General features: G+C 39.2%; 14 protein-coding genes. 12 read left to right on the forward strand and 2 right to left on the reverse strand.

Going from position 1 to position 15,787, the window contains the following annotated elements; translation table 11 throughout:
* Positions 1–5 precede the first annotated feature (5 nt).
* The 9 genes from nuoG (at position 6) to upp (ending at position 10,819) form a co-directional block, all read left to right on the forward strand.
* A complete protein-coding gene (gene nuoG / locus AC1MPL_RS05005; protein WP_479764702.1) occupies positions 6–2,696 on the forward strand; it encodes an NADH-quinone oxidoreductase subunit NuoG in 2,691 nt (896 codons plus the stop codon).
* Positions 2,693–3,709 carry an NADH-quinone oxidoreductase subunit NuoH gene (gene nuoH / locus AC1MPL_RS05010; RefSeq protein WP_237414663.1) on the forward strand — a complete coding sequence of 339 codons (1,017 nt, stop codon included), beginning with the start codon at positions 2,693–2,695 and terminating at the stop codon, positions 3,707–3,709. The genes nuoG and nuoH overlap by 4 nt, the downstream gene beginning before the upstream one ends.
* 20 nt (positions 3,710–3,729) lie before the next feature.
* On the forward strand, positions 3,730–4,272 hold the full coding sequence (gene nuoI / locus AC1MPL_RS05015) for an NADH-quinone oxidoreductase subunit NuoI (protein WP_023272727.1): 543 nt from the start codon (positions 3,730–3,732) through the stop codon (positions 4,270–4,272).
* Positions 4,269–4,796, forward strand: a complete 528-nt coding sequence (gene nuoJ, locus AC1MPL_RS05020) for an NADH-quinone oxidoreductase subunit J (RefSeq protein ID WP_272910195.1) — start codon at positions 4,269–4,271, stop codon at positions 4,794–4,796. Before nuoI ends, nuoJ begins: the two co-directional genes overlap by 4 nt.
* Entirely contained in the window at positions 4,789–5,097 is a 309-nt protein-coding gene (nuoK, locus tag AC1MPL_RS05025) for an NADH-quinone oxidoreductase subunit NuoK (protein WP_195771057.1), read from the forward strand. Before nuoJ ends, nuoK begins: the two co-directional genes overlap by 8 nt.
* Positions 5,094–6,989 (forward strand): NADH-quinone oxidoreductase subunit L, encoded by a 1,896-nt coding sequence (gene nuoL, locus AC1MPL_RS05030; RefSeq protein ID WP_479764704.1) that lies wholly within the window; start codon positions 5,094–5,096, stop codon positions 6,987–6,989. The genes nuoK and nuoL overlap by 4 nt, the downstream gene beginning before the upstream one ends.
* 1 nt (position 6,990) lies before the next feature.
* Positions 6,991–8,592, forward strand: a complete 1,602-nt coding sequence (nuoM, locus tag AC1MPL_RS05035; protein ID WP_479764706.1) for an NADH-quinone oxidoreductase subunit M — start codon at positions 6,991–6,993, stop codon at positions 8,590–8,592.
* Positions 8,592–10,076, forward strand: coding sequence for an NADH-quinone oxidoreductase subunit NuoN (nuoN, locus tag AC1MPL_RS05040; protein WP_479764708.1), 1,485 nt, complete (start codon positions 8,592–8,594; stop codon positions 10,074–10,076). The genes nuoM and nuoN overlap by 1 nt, the downstream gene beginning before the upstream one ends.
* Positions 10,077–10,183: 107 nt before the next feature.
* Positions 10,184–10,819, forward strand: a complete 636-nt coding sequence (gene upp, locus AC1MPL_RS05045) for a uracil phosphoribosyltransferase (RefSeq protein WP_023272721.1) — start codon at positions 10,184–10,186, stop codon at positions 10,817–10,819.
* Between the two features lie 47 nt (positions 10,820–10,866).
* Here upp and gigC read toward each other — a convergent pair whose 3' ends face one another.
* On the reverse strand, positions 10,867–11,763 hold the full coding sequence (gene gigC, locus AC1MPL_RS05050; RefSeq protein WP_479764710.1) for a LysR family transcriptional regulator GigC: 897 nt from the start codon (positions 11,761–11,763) through the stop codon (positions 10,867–10,869).
* Between the two features lie 82 nt (positions 11,764–11,845).
* Here gigC and AC1MPL_RS05055 point away from each other — a divergent pair, with 82 nt between their 5' ends.
* Positions 11,846–12,607 carry a ferredoxin--NADP reductase gene (locus AC1MPL_RS05055; RefSeq protein WP_479766153.1) on the forward strand — a complete coding sequence of 254 codons (762 nt, stop codon included), beginning with the start codon at positions 11,846–11,848 and terminating at the stop codon, positions 12,605–12,607.
* A 379-nt stretch (positions 12,608–12,986) separates the two neighbouring features.
* On the opposite strand, the gene AC1MPL_RS05060 is transcribed toward AC1MPL_RS05055, so the two are convergent.
* Entirely contained in the window at positions 12,987–13,409 is a 423-nt protein-coding gene (locus tag AC1MPL_RS05060) for a hypothetical protein (RefSeq protein WP_479764712.1), read from the reverse strand.
* Positions 13,410–13,846: 437 nt separating this feature from the next.
* Here AC1MPL_RS05060 and AC1MPL_RS05065 point away from each other — a divergent pair, with 437 nt between their 5' ends.
* Together AC1MPL_RS05065 and AC1MPL_RS05070 are read left to right on the forward strand one after the other, a co-directional pair.
* Positions 13,847–15,421 (forward strand): mechanosensitive ion channel, encoded by a 1,575-nt coding sequence (locus AC1MPL_RS05065; protein WP_479764714.1) that lies wholly within the window; start codon positions 13,847–13,849, stop codon positions 15,419–15,421.
* 77 nt (positions 15,422–15,498) lie between these two features.
* Positions 15,499–15,786: a hypothetical protein gene (locus tag AC1MPL_RS05070; RefSeq protein ID WP_479764716.1), complete on the forward strand. Its 288-nt coding sequence runs from the start codon at positions 15,499–15,501 to the stop codon at positions 15,784–15,786.
* The last annotated feature ends 1 nt before the right edge of the window (position 15,787 follow it).

The following is a 15,787-nucleotide window of genomic DNA, read 5'->3' on the forward strand; positions in this document are numbered from 1 at the left end:
CGACTATGGCTACAATACATGTCGATGGAAAACAGTATGAGGTCAATGGGTCAGAGAACCTATTGCAAGCATGTTTATCTTTAGGAATAGACATCCCGTATTTTTGTTGGCATCCATCTTTAGGTTCCGTGGGTTCTTGTCGTCAATGTGCTGTGAAGCAATATGCAAACCCAGAGGATACACGCGGGCGTTTGGTGATGTCATGTATGACACCTGCGTCTGACAATACATTTATTTCAATTGAAGATAAAGAAGCCACCGACTTTCGTGAGTCTGTGGTTGAGTTTTTAATGACAAATCACCCACATGACTGTCCTGTCTGTGAAGAAGGTGGTCACTGTCATTTACAAGATATGACAGTGATGACGGGGCATGATCGCCGTCGTTATCGTTTTACTAAACGTACTCATTACAACCAAGAGTTGGGTTCATTTATTGCGCATGAGATGAACCGCTGTATTGCATGTTACCGTTGTGTTCGTTATTACAAAGACTATGCAGGTGGTACAGATTTTGGTGTGTATGCCAATGCATCTCGTGTGTATTTTGGACGTCCTGAGTCAGGTACGCTTGAAAGTGAATTTTCAGGCAATTTAACTGAAGTGTGTCCAACTGGTGTATTTACCGATAAAACACATTCTGCACGTTATAACCGTAAGTGGGACATGCAGTATGCACCAAGTGTCTGCCATGGTTGCTCATCGGGTTGTAATATTTCTCCGGGCGAACGTTATGGTGAATTACGCCGTATAGAAAATCGTTTCAATGGTCAAGTGAATCAATATTTCCTATGTGATAAAGGTCGTTTTGGTGCAGGCTATGTCAATTTAGACAGTCGTCCTCGTCAGCCACAATTTAGAAATAAACATGAAGTTTCTAGCGTTTCAGTAGATGAAGCACTTGATGCAGTGATTGCAACATTGAAAGGTAAAAAAGTACTCGGTATTGGTTCACCACGTGCGAGCTTAGAGTCTAACTTTGCACTGCGTGAATTAGTGGGTACATCATCTTACTCGACAGGAATGAGCCAAAAAGAGCAATCTCTTGTAGAGTTGGCTGTTTCTATTTTACAAAGTGAAGGAATTCATAACCCGAATCTACGTGAAATTGAAAGCTATGATGCGGTTGTCATTTTGGGTGAAGATCTAACGCAGACTGCACCACGTATGGCACTTTCGGTACGTCAAGCAGCAAAAAATAAAGCCAAAGAAATGGCTGCAAAAACACGTACACCTGCATGGCTTGCAGAACCTGTTTTGCGTATTGGTCAAGATGAGAAATCTCCAATTTATATTTTGGCAGCAACACAAACACGCCTTGCCGATGTAGCAACGGCTGAAGTTGTCGCATCGCCAAATGATATCGCGCGTTTAGGCTTTGGTATTGCATCTGTGCTAAAAGGTGAGCATGTTGTTGGTCTAGATGATGATGCTAAAGCGTTTGCTGAAAGTATTGCTGATACGCTAAAAACCGCAAAAAAACCGCTTATTATTGCAGGTACAAGTTTACAAGATGCCTCAATTATGGAGGCCGCGGCTGAGCTTGTACAAGCCTTAGGTGATAATGCAGGTTTGAGTTTAGTTGTGCCTGAAGTGAACTCGATGGGTGTGGCACTATTAGATGGTTTAAGTCTCGAACAGGCGCTTAGTCAGTCTTACGATGCGTTGGTTATTGTTGAAAATGACTTATATAGACATTTACCAAATGCACAAGTTCAGGCTGCTTTTGAGAAAGCTGAACAAATTATTGTGCTAGATCATAGTGAAACGGCAACACTTCAACAAGCCAACATTGTGCTTTCTGCAGCGAGCTTTGCAGAAGGTGATGGTACGGTTGTTAGTCAAGAAGGGCGTGCACAACGTTTTTATCAAGTCTATGATCCAAGTTATTACAAACCTGAATATGCCATTAAAGAGTCTTGGCGTTGGTTGCATGCAATTCAAACGGGATTGTGTGGCCAGTCAGTATCATGGACTGTCTTAGATGACGTAATTGAGCATATTGTGAAACAAGTGCCAACGCTTGAAGCGATCCAAGATGTTGCACCAAATGCAGGTTATCGTGTTCATGGTTTAAAAGTGGCACGTGAACCAAGACGCTATTCAGGTCGTACCGCTATGCGTGCGCCAATTTCGGTACATGAGCCAAAACAACCTGTAGATTTAGACTCTGCACTTACATTTTCTATGGAAGGCTATGTGGGACCACAAACTGCATCGTCACTTGTACCGTTTGCATGGGCACCGGGTTGGAACTCACCTCAATCTTGGAATAAATATCAGGATGAAGTAGGAGGGCATCTCAAAGGAGGCGACTCAGGTATTCGACTTTTCGATCTTTTGCCGAAACGTCCTGCACGCCGTTATGTAATGCCAGTAGCCACTGTTCAACGTACAGACAGTTTCCATCTTATCCCAATGCATCATATTTTTGCATCAGGCGAATTTACTATTAAAACACCTGCCATGCAGTCACGTATTCCAGAGGCAACTTTTGCTTTGGGTGAACACGATGCAAAACGTTTAAATATTCAAGACGGACAGCAAGTTACAATTCAAGTTGGTGAAAGCCGTATTTCTTTGCCTGTGCATATCATTGACTATTTGCCTGAAGGATATATTGGTTATCCAATTGGGCAAGCACCTACGGTTTCTTGGGCAGAGCCTGTAGCACTTTCGTTGGGAGCACACGCATGAACGAAAATTTACGTGTACTGCCACAGTGGGCAACGGACTGGCCTGTTGCATACAGTGTAATTCAAGCAATTGTTATTTTATTGGTTGTGGTGGTATGTGCAGCTTTACTGTCTTTTGTTGAACGCCGTTTGCTTGGGTTATGGCAAGACCGTTATGGGCCAAACCGTGTTGGGCCTTTTGGTTCGCTACAAATTGTGGCAGACATGCTTAAGATTATGTTCAAGGAAGACTGGACACCTAAATTTGTAGATAAACTGACGTTCCGACTCGCGCCTGCAGTCGCAATGGCAACGGCTGTTTTATCATTTATGATTATTCCAATCAGTCCTTATTTAGGGGCGGCCGATATGAATATTGGTTTGCTCTTTTTTATGGGAATGGCAGGAATAGCAGTCTATGCAGTATTGTTTGGTGGTTGGTCATCAAACAATAAATATGCACTATTAGGTGCACTACGTTCATCGGCACAAACCATCTCTTATGAAGTGTTCTTAGGTATTTCTTTAATGGGTGTGGTTGCGATTGCAGGCTCATTTAATTTAAGAGATATCGTCGAGTCACAGCGCGATATGTGGAACATTATTCCACAGTTTATTGGTTTCATGGTGTTTGTGGTGGCTGGCGTAGCAGTAACTCACCGTCATCCATTTGACCAACCTGAAGCAGAACAAGAGCTTTCTGAAGGCTACCATGTCGAATATGGTGGAATGAAGTGGGGCATGTTCTTCGTTGCCGAATACGTCAATATTATTGTGATATCAGCATTAATTGTGACGCTGTTTTTTGGTGGTTGGTTAGCGCCATTTAATCTTGATATACCGTTTATTCCAGCAGCGTTTTGGTTCATTCTCAAAACAGCATTTTTTGTCATGATGTTTATTCTTGCGCGCGGTTCATTGATGCGCCCACGCTATGACCAAGTCATGAATTTTGGTTGGAAAGTCTGTTTGCCACTTGCACTCGTTAACCTTTTGGTGACAGGTGCAGTCATTCTACTTAGACATTCAGCCTAAAACAGCAGGGAGAGCATTTAATGATTAAAATTCTAGCTGGTGTTGGCTCAATCGTGCGTTCGTTATGGATGGTCTTTAGCCATGCAACACGTAAGCGTGACACCATTTTATATCCTGACGTACCTGCAGAAGACATTGTTCCTCCGCGCTATCGTGGTCGTATTGTTTTGACTCGTGACCCCGATGGAGAGGAGCGTTGTGTGGCATGTAACCTTTGTGCAGTGGCGTGTCCTGTCGGATGTATTTCATTACAAAAAGCAGAGAAAGAAGATGGACGTTGGTATCCTGAATTTTTCCGCATAAATTTTTCACGCTGTATCTTTTGTGGGATGTGTGAAGAAGCATGTCCAACTACGGCAATTCAGCTCACACCCGATTTCGAATTGGGTGAGTATGTGCGCCAAGACTTGGTTTATGAAAAAGAAAACTTACTGATTTCAGGGCCGGGTAAATACCCAGATTATAATTTTTATCGTGTAACAGGAATGGCTGTTGCAGGTAAAGATAAGGGTGAAGCACAAAAAGAATCGAAACCTGTAGATGTACGGAGTTTATTACCATGATTTGGCCATTTTATTTGATGGCAGTCGTGGCCATTGTTTCAACCATTCGTGTTGTTACGAATACGAACCCTGTACATGCTTTGCTTTGTCTGATTGTTTCTTTGCTTGCCGTTGCAGGTATTTTTATGACAGTAGGTGCGCCATTTGCAGGTGCGCTTGAAGTAATTGTGTATGCAGGTGCAATTATGGTGCTGTTTGTCTTTGTGGTTATGATGCTGAATCTTGGACAGCACACCATGGAGCAGGAAAGAAAGTGGTTGAGTTCGGATGCGTGGGCTATTCCTGCCTTAATGAGTTTTTTGCTCGGTTTAACATTGGTATGGATGCTTGGCAGTGATTACAACACAAAGAATATTGTACTTGGTACAAGTTTAATTAGTGCTCAAGATGTAGGTAAAACATTGTTTACGCAATATGTCTTACTGGTAGAAATTGCTGCAATGTTGCTATTGGCTGCATTGGTTGCTGCGTTTCATTTAGGTAAACGTGAACCAACGGAAGAACAGGAGCAAAGTAATGGGTAATATTCCTTTAGAACATGGCCTGATCGTTGCGACTATTCTTTTTGCATTAGGCTTTTATGGTGTGATGGTTCGCCGTAACTTCTTATTCATTCTGATGAGTTTAGAAATCATGATGAATGCTGCTGCTTTGGCCTTTGTTTTGGCAGGCAGTGTGTGGGGACAAGCAGATGGACAAGTCATGTTCATTTTTATACTGACGCTTGCTGCGGCAGAGGCATGTATTGGATTGGCACTTGTCCTTCAGTTCTATCACAGATTCCATCATTTAGATGTGGATGCAGCCAGTGAGATGCGCGGATGAATTTTCTATTTTTAACAGTACTATTTCCGCTCATTGGTTTTATTTTATTGTCCATTGGGCGTGACAAGCTTTCAGAAAATACAGCTGCAATTATTGGTGTAGGTTCAGTTGGTTTATCAGCATTGTTTGCTGCGATTGCCGGCATCAGTTTTGTAGGTAGTGGCCAATCTATTTTTGTTCAGCATTTATGGACATGGTTCGATGTCAATGGATTTGCACCAGGCATTAACTTGCAGCTTGATGGCTTGTCGTTACTTATGATGGGAATGATTACAGGTGTAGGTTTTCTCATTCATATCTTTGCATCATGGTATATGCGAGGCGATGAAGGCTACGCCCGTTTCTTCTCATATTTTAACCTGTTTGTTGCAAGCATGTTGGTATTGGTACTTGCAGATAATTTGGCACTCCTATTCCTTGGTTGGGAAGGCGTGGGGTTATGCTCATATCTACTTATTGGTTTTTACTATGCCAACCCGTCTAATGGATGGGCTGCCATTAAAGCATTTACCGTAACACGTGTCGGTGATGTGTTTTTATTAATCGCACTATTTTTGTTATATCAACAGTTCGGCACATTACATATTCAAACGATTGTAACGCATGCGTATGAAGTGTTTGCAGGTCAGCATAATTTAGCTTTTTGGACAGCACTCATGTTGTTCTTGGGTGCTGCAGGTAAGTCTGCACAAATTCCACTGCAAACATGGCTTGCAGATGCAATGGCAGGGCCAACACCAGTTTCGGCGTTAATTCATGCCGCAACAATGGTAACAGCAGGGGTTTATCTCACTTGCCGTACACATACTGTGTTTGAAATGGCACCTGAAGTGTTGCAGTTTATTTCTGTGACAGGTGCAGTTACTTTATTGGTTGCGGGCTTTGCAGCACTCGTACAAACAGACATTAAACGTATTTTAGCGTATTCGACTATGAGTCAGTTGGGCTATATGTTTATGGCTGTGGGGGCAGAAGCATATCAAGCAGGTTTATTTCATATGCTTGCACATGCGTTCTTTAAAGCATTGTTATTCTTATCTTCAGGTGCAGTCATCTTAGCCTGTCATCACGAGCAAAACATTTTTAAAATGGGTGGTTTGTGGAAGAAGATTCCATTTGTATTTGCATGTTTTGTAATTGGTGGTGGAGCACTTGCTGCTATTCCATTTATTACTGTAGGTTTCTTCTCTAAAGATGCCATTTTAGGTGCTGTGTATGCACATGGTATGTTAAGCAATTTGCCTTTATACAATACATTGTATTGGGTGGGAGTTGCAGGTGCATTCTTAACTTCAATTTATACGTTCCGTCTAATTTGGATTGTATTTTTTGGCAAAGAAAAAACCCATGCACATGCAATCCAAGGTGTGACATATTGGGCACCATTATCTATTTTATTTGTACTGTCTACGTTTGTTGGTGGCTTTTTAAAAACACCTGTTGCAAATCTATTAACATCTGCAAGTATTCCTCAATTTCTTATTCCTGAACAGGCAGAAAGCGCCGTTCATTCTGCTGAGCATACAGCTGTAATTATTGCTTTAATTGGCCTAGCAGTGGGTGTCGGACTGTTTGCATTTGCATACGGTGCTGTTAAATCATTTGCTAAAACTTGGTTGGGTACAGGTGTTGTGCATATCTTAGAAAATGCCTTTGGTTTTGATGCGTTATACAACATTGTATTTGTGAAGCCATATTTGTTTTTTGCAAAACTATTTGGACATGACCCAATAGATCGCTTATGGCTCGTGTTACCTGCAATTGTAAAAGCAGGGAGTGGTTTTACAAGTTCACGTCAAACAGGATCACTGCGTGAGTATGCATCAAGCATGTCATTTGGTGTTGTGGTGTTGCTGATCATCTTGATCGCTGTTCAGATTGTGGGGAAATAAAATGGAAAACAATTTAATTTTACCCGCACTAATTCTTGTACCTTTTGTTGCAGGTTTTCTGTGTTGGTGTGTCGATAAAGTCGATCAGCATCTACCACGTTGGATTGCTATGATTGGGATGGTACTTACTTTTGTATTGACACTATTGCTGTGGAGTCAAGGTAATTACCATTTTCAATTGGGTTCAACACAACCCACTTTTGCTTCTGAATTTCAACTTCCATGGATTACAAGTCTAGGCATTAATATTCACTTTGCTGTAGATGGTCTGTCTTTAATGATGGTTGGATTGACAGCCTTATTGGGTATTTTGGCTGTTGGATGTTCTTGGGGAGAAATTCAAAAGAATGTAGGATTCTTTCACTTAAACCTCTTATGGAGTTTAGGTGGTGTAATAGGTGTATTTCTTGCCATAGACCTATTCTTATTTTTCTTCTTTTGGGAAATGATGCTTGTTCCAATTTATTTCCTCATTGCATTATGGGGACATAAAGGAGAGCAAGGAAAATCGCGTGTATATGCTGCAACTAAATTCTTTATTTATACCCAAGTCTGTGGGCTTATCATGCTCATTGGTATTTTAGGGCTTGCTGTCTGGGGCTATATATTAACCAATGGTGTGGTGAGCTTCGACTACAGTTTTCTTATGCAAGTGGCACATAATTTACCACCAGAGTTCGCTTTTGGCTTTATGTTGTGTCTATTTATTGGTTTTGCAGTGAAATTGCCAGTATTTCCTTTACATGGTTGGTTGCCCGATGCTCATGCTCAAGCACCAACGGCTGGTTCTGTAGATTTGGCCGGTATTCTCATTAAAACCGCAGCATATGGTCTTTTGCGCTTCGTTATTCCATTTTTTCCAACAGCATCGGCACAATTTGCTGATACTGCAATTGTATTTGGTCTAATTGGCATTTTTTACGGTGCATGGTGTGCTTATCAACAAACGGATATGAAACGTTTATTGGCATATACCTCAATTTCACACATGGGCTTTGTGATTCTTGCAGTCTACGCAGGAAGTGTTTTAAGTTATCAAGGTCTTATGATCATGATGTTGGCACATGGTCTATCATCTGCGGCACTATTTATTATGTGTGGTCAAATTTACGAACGTCTACACACGCGTGATTTACGTTTGATGGGTGGTATGCGCGGTCAATTCCGTTATTTACCATTTTTCCTCATGTTCTTTGTAGCCGCATTGGTTGGTATTCCAGGATTGGGTAACTTCATTGGTGAGTTCCTTATTCTTATGGGTTCTTATGCAAAGTTTCCAAAATTTACGATTATTGCAGCCGTCAGTCTTGTTTTTGCAGGATTATATGGTCTGATTCTTATTCATAAAACTTTATTTGGTAAACCGAATGAGGTACAGCAAAAACATTATCCTCATCCACTAAAAGATTTAAGTGTACGTGAGATAAGCTTACTCATGATTTGTGTGATTGGATTAGTATGGTTGGGATTATTTCCACAAACATTCTTAGATATCTCAAACTCTACGATGCATTGGTTAGCCAATAGTTATATACCTGTCCATAACAGTGTTGAAGTAATGCAACAAGCAGCGACCCAACTTGACCATGTGGAGGTCCAATAATGAATTACTCTGCATTTATGCCACTTGTGCCTGTATTTATTGTTGCAATAACTTCTGTGATTGTCATGGTTATTACGGCCATTAAACGTAATCATCACCTAATTGCAACAGTGTCAGTCATTGGTTTAAATTTGGCTGGACTCTCTATTTTAATGACTATGTTTGGTGGTGGTTTTAAACCAGCAGACATTATGGGTATGTTTATTGTCGACCCATTTACGATGCTGTATCAGCTTCTTATTCTGATCGCAGCATTGGCATGTTGTACGCTCTCTCACGCATACATTGAAGGCTATAATAACAATAAAGAAGAGCTTTATATGCTCATGTTGCTGTCTGTGATTGGTGCAATGCTCATGGTTGCAAGTAGTCACTATGCATCATTCTTTATTAGTCTAGAACTTATGTCTGTACCTGTTTATGGGTTGGTTGCATATACACATGAGCGTGAAAAGTCGCTTGAATCTGGAATTAAGTATTTAATTTTATCTGCAACTGCATCTGCAATGTTACTGATGGGTATGGCATATATTTATGCATATACAGGAACATTGTCTTTCTACAATGGTTTTCAGCAATTATTACACTTAATTCAGGCAGGTAATCCAATGGTCATTCTTGGCATTGCTCTGATTATTTTTGCTGTTTCATTTAAGTTGTCTTTAGCGCCGTTTCATAAATGGACGCCTGATGTGTATCAAGGTGCACCTGCACCACTTGCTACATTTTTGGCAACCGTGGCTAAAGTAGGTACGATTGGTTTATTAATTAGATATTTATTGGCATCGGGTGCAATGATTGCATCAATTACCTTTATTTTATCAATTATTGCTGTACTTTCAATTTTAGCAGGGAATTTGCTTGCAGTACGTCAGTCTAATTTAAAGCGAATTTTGGCGTATTCATCGATTGCTCACTTTGGTTATTTATTGGTGGCATTTGTCAGCAAGAATTACTTTAGTTTAGACAGTCTAAATATGTATATGATTACTTATATACTGACCACCATTGGTGCTTTTGGTGTGGTCACACTTATGTCTAGTCCATATAGAGAAATGGGTGAGGCTGAAGGGTTATCTGCATATACAGGTTTATTTTGGCGCCGTCCAGTTTTAACAGCAACACTTACAGTGATGATGTTGTCTTTGGCAGGTATTCCGTTAACTGCAGGCTTTATTGGTAAGTTTATGCTTATTAAAGCAACCGTAGATGCAGGGCACTGGTTCTTAGCAGCGATGATTATTGTAGGTAGTGGTATTGGATTATATTATTATTTACGTGTAACCGTCGTTATGTATATGACACCACCGAAACATGTAAAAATTGATGCGGCTCATCATTGGGGGCAAAAGGCAGGGGGAGTTATGGTATTACTTTGCGCAGTCTTGGTATTGCTCATTGGTGTGTATCCAGATCCTGTTTTGAAAATCTCAACTGCATCTCAAGTTTTAGCACCTATTCAAACGGTATTATTTAATCATTAATACGATTATTTAATCATTTAAAAGCTCTCAGTGATGAGGGCTTTTTTATTTCTACGGAAAACTCGTTATACTATGTCTAATTTGAGCTATTTTTTAGGGTGTTCCTCGTGCCAATCCAAGAAATTCGTCATCCACTGATTCGACATAAAATTGGCTTGTTACGCCGTGCAAATATCAGTACAAAAAACTTTCGTGAACTTTCACAAGAAGTCACCATGTTGCTGACGTATGAAGCAACACAAGATTTACTTGTGGTTGATCAGGAAATTGATGGTTGGGCAGGAAAAGTAACGACTCAGCGTATTGCAGGTAAAAAAATCACCGTTGTTCCGATTCTACGTGCAGGTATTGGTATGTTGGACGGTTTCTTAAACCTTATTCCGAGTGCAAAAGTGAGTGTACTTGGTTTAGAGCGTGATGAAGAAACACTAGAAGTACGTACTTATTATAAAAAGCTCGTACCAGATGTGGCAAATCGTATTGCTATGATTATTGATCCAATGCTAGCAACAGGAAACTCACTAATTGCTGCCATTGATGTATTAAAAGCAAGTGGTTGTAAAGATATTCGAGTGATGGTGCTTGTTGCTGCACCTGAAGGTATTGCAAAAGTTGAAGCACATCACCCAGATGTACGTATTTTTACTGCTTCTGTAGATCAAGGTTTAAATGAGCAAGGTTATATTGTTCCAGGTCTTGGCGATGCAGGCGATAAAATTTTTGGTAGTGTCCAAAAAGATTAATGATTAAGATATGACAAAAAAGGCACATTTCTATGTGCCTTTTTGATTTACATTTCTAGAAATCTTTGAGCTTCGCAGAACTTTTTAAATGCTTTGAGCCCTGGGCCTTGATATTTATGATGGTGAATTAGCATATAGAGGGGACGCTTTAGCTCCCAAAATGGGGTGCTTAGTTCGACTAATTGCCCAGTCTTTAACATAGGTTTTAGTGCAAGTTTAGAAATACAAGATAACCCTAAGCCACCTGCAATAATTTTTAAAATGGCTTCGTTGTGGCCAAGCGTTAAACGAATGTTGGCACTGTCCAAATCTTTTAAAATAGCATTATTAAAGACATCGCGTGTACCTGAACCTTCTTCACGTAGAATCCACTCAATGTTTTCAAAATCTTTAATAGTGAGTGGTCGATCTAACTGGGCAAGAGGATGGTCAGGAGAACAGCAGACAGATAACTCATCATCACGCCAATGAATGGTATGCAGTTGTGGAAGGTGGCATGAACCTTCAATAAGTGCGAGATCGAGTTGGAATTGACTCACCGCTTCGATCATTTGGCGAGTATTTCCCACTTGAAGTTGTAAGTGAGCTTGGGGATGCTGACCTAAAAAACCTGCCATTAAGTCTGGCATGAGATAGTCACTAATGGTGAGTGTTGCACCTAAACGAAGATCTATACTTTGTAATTCACCTTTTGCAATTTGTTCAAAAGAATCACAACGACCAAGAATTTCTAAAGCTTGCGGAAGTAAAAATCTTCCTAAATCATTGAGTTGTAGTCTTTTTCCAAGTCGATCAAATAGTGGTGCGCCTAGACCATCTTCTAGGTCAGCTAATGCCATACTTGCCGCACTTTGTGTTAATTTTACTGCATCACTTGCTTTAGTGACTGTTCCTTCTTGAGCTACGGCTACGAATACAGCCAATTGGCGTAAGGTCATGCGCATGGGTTGAAGCCTTAATTGTAAAAATATCAATATTTCTATGGTCATGCTAACATGGAGCTACATTTTCATGCACCTTGAAAACATGACTTCTGAAAAATTTAGTGTCGAAAAAGTTATATCTGTACATCGTTGGGCAACCAATTTATTTAGTTTTACCATGACTAGACCAGCACATTTTAAATTTACTGCTGGGCAGTTTGCACGTATTGGTATACAAGTCGATGGTGAGTTGGTTGTTCGTGCTTATTCAATTGTATCATCTCCTTACGATGAAACTTTGGAGTTTTTTTCAATAGTTGTACCTGATGGTGCATTCACTTCACGTTTGAAAGACCTTAAAGTAGGTGATGATTTATATTTAGAAAAAATCCCATATGGTTTTTTAACGCTAGCGCGTTATCAAGAACCTACACCACAGGATTTATGGTTACTTGGTACGGGTACAGGACTTGCGCCATTTTTGTCGATGTTACAAGAGTTTGAAACTTGGCAGAACTATGCAAATATTTATCTTGTTTATAGTGTGCGTACACAAGATGAATTGGCATATGTAGAGAAAATTAAATCAACCGCTGAAACATTTGGTGAAGGGCATCAAGGGTTTAAATTCATTCCAATTATTACGCGTGATGAGTCGGCAGAGCTACATCATCGACTACCCATTCTTATTGAAAATGGTCAGTTAGAAAAAGTAGCAGGTCATAACTTTAACTCAACATCGAGTCATATTATGTTGTGTGGTAATCCTCAAATGGTAGAAGATACGAAAGAGGCACTCAAAGCGCGTGGTTTAACAATGAATCGCCGTGGTGTAGGTAATATTGCTGTTGAAAATTATTGGTAAAAATAATGACGCATCCATCTTTAGGGCCACATGAAGGCAACGAACTAGAATTAATGCTACAAAATAAAAAAGAGCTCGCATTTTTTATACAGGTAGTGAAATACCTGATGTGTTTAAGCCATATCTTACGATTGGGCGATTGAATTGTAAAACGATTAATTATAATCGGTTTTTGCAAGGTTTAGATGGAGAGATGTATCAGGTGATTCATTCTGAGTCTAAGAATGTACTGAATTTGTAGAGGTTTTATCCGAAATTATGCAAAAAGGATTTTGTCCCAATTTGGAGCGTGAAGTCGGTCATTTACTTGGGTATAATCATGAAGATATTGAATACTACATTCAACATTGTCAGAGCAGGAGATAAAGTCCTCCTTGTTTTAATGAACGAACATATCCATAAATGTACGTATTTCTGAAAGTGCGGTATCTATACTTGAAGTAAGCCAAGTCGGTTCGAAGAAACCACTGTAAAATTCAAGTCGATCTTGTGGAACAACGATGCGAATAGGACATTCTTCATCGACAAGTCGCCACGGTATGATCGGCACATCCTGATCTATAAATGGTGCAACATCGCGAATATCGATAATCATTGCTACGATACAGTCGGGATATGGCATCACAGAAAACTCTTCTGTACGACGTCTAATATACTCTAAGTCTTCCCATTTTAGCTGGTAACTCTCTTTATAAAACTTCATCACACCAATCATGTGCTGATCACGTGTGTAGTGAAGATAGCACTCATGTGTAACATCAGTTGTTAAATCAAGAGATACAGCTTGTAGCTTATATGGCATATAAATGGTCAGATAAAAGTGAGCGCGCAATTATAACGTATTTTAAAAAGAATACATCAATATTCAAAATATTCTATTTCATATGTTTACACATGAAATGGCCTTGAAAAGTTTTTTATACTTATTGTTATCATCTTTTTGATTATGAGTAGATATCTGTATACTTATAAGGAAGTCATGAGCTTAGGGTAGGAAATATCTCTAATCAATGATTGAAGATATAGCCATAAAATACCTATAAAAACAGGATAATCGAATAGGCTTACAGTAATTTTATTGTGATATGCATCTCTAGGTTTATTCAATAAACAATATTGTTTTTATAGTGCTACAGTTATAAGCTGATATAAAGAATGAATACTAAAGAAATAATGCACTTTATTTTATTATAAAGTTGTTTTTCTAAATGTGTAATAAAAACAAGAGGATATAATAAGATGGATAACTATCTAAAGGGCATGCAAGGAGGATTTGACTTCCATTACTATTGGAATCAATTCCAACCGATACTTGGCGCAATCATAATTTTTATTATTGGTTGGGTATTGGCGCTTGCAATAGCTGCGGGTGTTAAAAAAGCACTTAATGCGATTGATACAAATAAGCGTTTATCTACTGCTACAGGCCAAATGCCTGAGTCAGATTATGAGGGCATAATATCAAAATTTGTTTTTTGGTTTATCCTAATTATTGCTGTTGTTGCATCATTTAATGTGTTGAATATTAATAGCGTGAGTGGTCCATTTAGTGCCATGGTAACGCAGGTATTGGTCTTCATTCCAAATCTAATTTCAGCCGCGGTTATTGGTGTAATTGCTTGGGTTGTTGCGCGTTTAGCGAGAGCAGGTTTAAGTAATTTACTTGCAAAAACTGAACTAGATGAAAAACTTAGTGGAGAGGTTGGCGTTCAACCAATCAGTGAAAATATTGCAGATATTGTTTATTGGTTAATTCTACTTTTATTTTTACCGATTGTACTGTCTATTTTAGGTTTAACAGGTCTACTTGTTCCTGTTCAAAATATGGTAAATGAAGCTGTAGGTTTCCTTCCACATATCTTTATTGCTGGTGTTATTATTTTTGTTGGCTATATCCTAGCAAAAATTGTACGCGGTATTGTTGAAGGTTTAATTAATAGCTTTGGGTTGCAAGCACAAGTTGAAAAATTTGGTTTGTTCAAAGATACAGGCATTGCAAAAGTTCTAGGTTCTTTTGTTTCTGCTTTGATTATGATTACTTCATTAATTGTTGCATTTGAAGCATTAGGCATTCAGGCAATTTCTGATCCTGCAACAGCAATGTTAAATCAAATTATGTCTGCAATTCCAAATATTATTGCAGCTGGTCTGATCCTGATTATTGCTTATGTGGTATCACGTTTTGTTGCAAATCTTGTTAAAGATGTACTTTCTGGAACTGGTGTAGATGAGCTTCCTGCAAAAGTTGATGTTCAACGTTTTATGGGAGCAACAAAAGTTTCAGGGATTGTAGGCTCTTTAATTGTATTCTTTACAATGCTATTTGCAGTTTCTGAAGCAGCAAACCGTTTAGGATTTGATCAAGTTAGTCATCTTATCTCAATTTTCATTGAATTTGGTGCAAATATTTTACTTGGTGCTGTTATTCTCGTTATTGGATTTTGGCTTGCAAATGTGGTTGCGAATATTGTTCAACGCGGTGAATATAAAAGTTCTCGTTGGTTAGGTTGTCTAGTTCGTGTATTAATCATGGGCTTGGTACTTGCAATGGGCTTACGTGCAATGGGAATTGCAGATTCAATTGTAAACCTAGCATTTGGTTTAACCCTTGGGGCTGTCGCTGTTGCTTTTGCACTTGCATTTGGTTTAGGTGGTCGTCAACCTGCGGAGCGTCTTCTTACAGATCTTATGGATAAAGCAAAATCGGAAGGTTGTGCTTTAAACACGAAGAAAGAAACAGAAGATAAAGCTGAGGTGAGTTCAGTACCAAGATTGAATGAAACAAATTCAACAAATGAAAATCCGAATGGTTAATACACCATAATGGGATATATTTCATGGGTTCGATCACTTTAAAGTGATCGAACTTTTTAATTGGTTAGGAGTGTCTTATGAGTCGTGAAAATAAAAAGTCAGGTCGTTTTTTAGGACCGTTGGTAATTACTGGAATTACAGCAGGTGTTTTATATTCAGCATATAAAGCAATTTTTAAGCAACCTGAATATCAAACAACGTTTACCGATAATGAAAATTCAAGTTTTGAGCCATCAAGTGAACAGCCTAAGGATATTACTGTATCTGTCGATCATACGCCATCAACAGAGAATGTATCTCATGAAGAAAGTAAATCGTCATCAGAGACAGCAACAACAAATAGTAATGATGCAACAAATAATTAAT

The organism is Acinetobacter sp. N1-1, from assembly GCF_056711485.1.

Bases quoted from the DNA above. Each gene is read 5' to 3' on its own strand.
- nuoG (WP_479764702.1), top strand. From the start codon at position 6: ATGGCTACAATACATGTCGATGGAAAACAGTATGAGGTCAATGGGTCA.
- AC1MPL_RS05060 (WP_479764712.1), bottom strand. From the start codon at position 13,409: ATGCCATATAAGCTACAAGCTGTATCTCTTGATTTAACAACTGATGTT.
- nuoL (WP_479764704.1), top strand. From the start codon at position 5,094: ATGAATTTTCTATTTTTAACAGTACTATTTCCGCTCATTGGTTTTATT.
- AC1MPL_RS05070 (WP_479764716.1), top strand. From the start codon at position 15,499: ATGAGTCGTGAAAATAAAAAGTCAGGTCGTTTTTTAGGACCGTTGGTA.
- gigC (WP_479764710.1), bottom strand. From the start codon at position 11,763: ATGCGCATGACCTTACGCCAATTGGCTGTATTCGTAGCCGTAGCTCAA.
- nuoH (WP_237414663.1), top strand. From the start codon at position 2,693: ATGAACGAAAATTTACGTGTACTGCCACAGTGGGCAACGGACTGGCCT.
- nuoJ (WP_272910195.1), top strand. From the start codon at position 4,269: ATGATTTGGCCATTTTATTTGATGGCAGTCGTGGCCATTGTTTCAACC.
- AC1MPL_RS05055 (WP_479766153.1), top strand. From the start codon at position 11,846: ATGACTTCTGAAAAATTTAGTGTCGAAAAAGTTATATCTGTACATCGT.
- AC1MPL_RS05065 (WP_479764714.1), top strand. From the start codon at position 13,847: ATGGATAACTATCTAAAGGGCATGCAAGGAGGATTTGACTTCCATTAC.
- nuoM (WP_479764706.1), top strand. From the start codon at position 6,991: ATGGAAAACAATTTAATTTTACCCGCACTAATTCTTGTACCTTTTGTT.
- nuoN (WP_479764708.1), top strand. From the start codon at position 8,592: ATGAATTACTCTGCATTTATGCCACTTGTGCCTGTATTTATTGTTGCA.
- nuoK (WP_195771057.1), top strand. From the start codon at position 4,789: ATGGGTAATATTCCTTTAGAACATGGCCTGATCGTTGCGACTATTCTT.
- nuoI (WP_023272727.1), top strand. From the start codon at position 3,730: ATGATTAAAATTCTAGCTGGTGTTGGCTCAATCGTGCGTTCGTTATGG.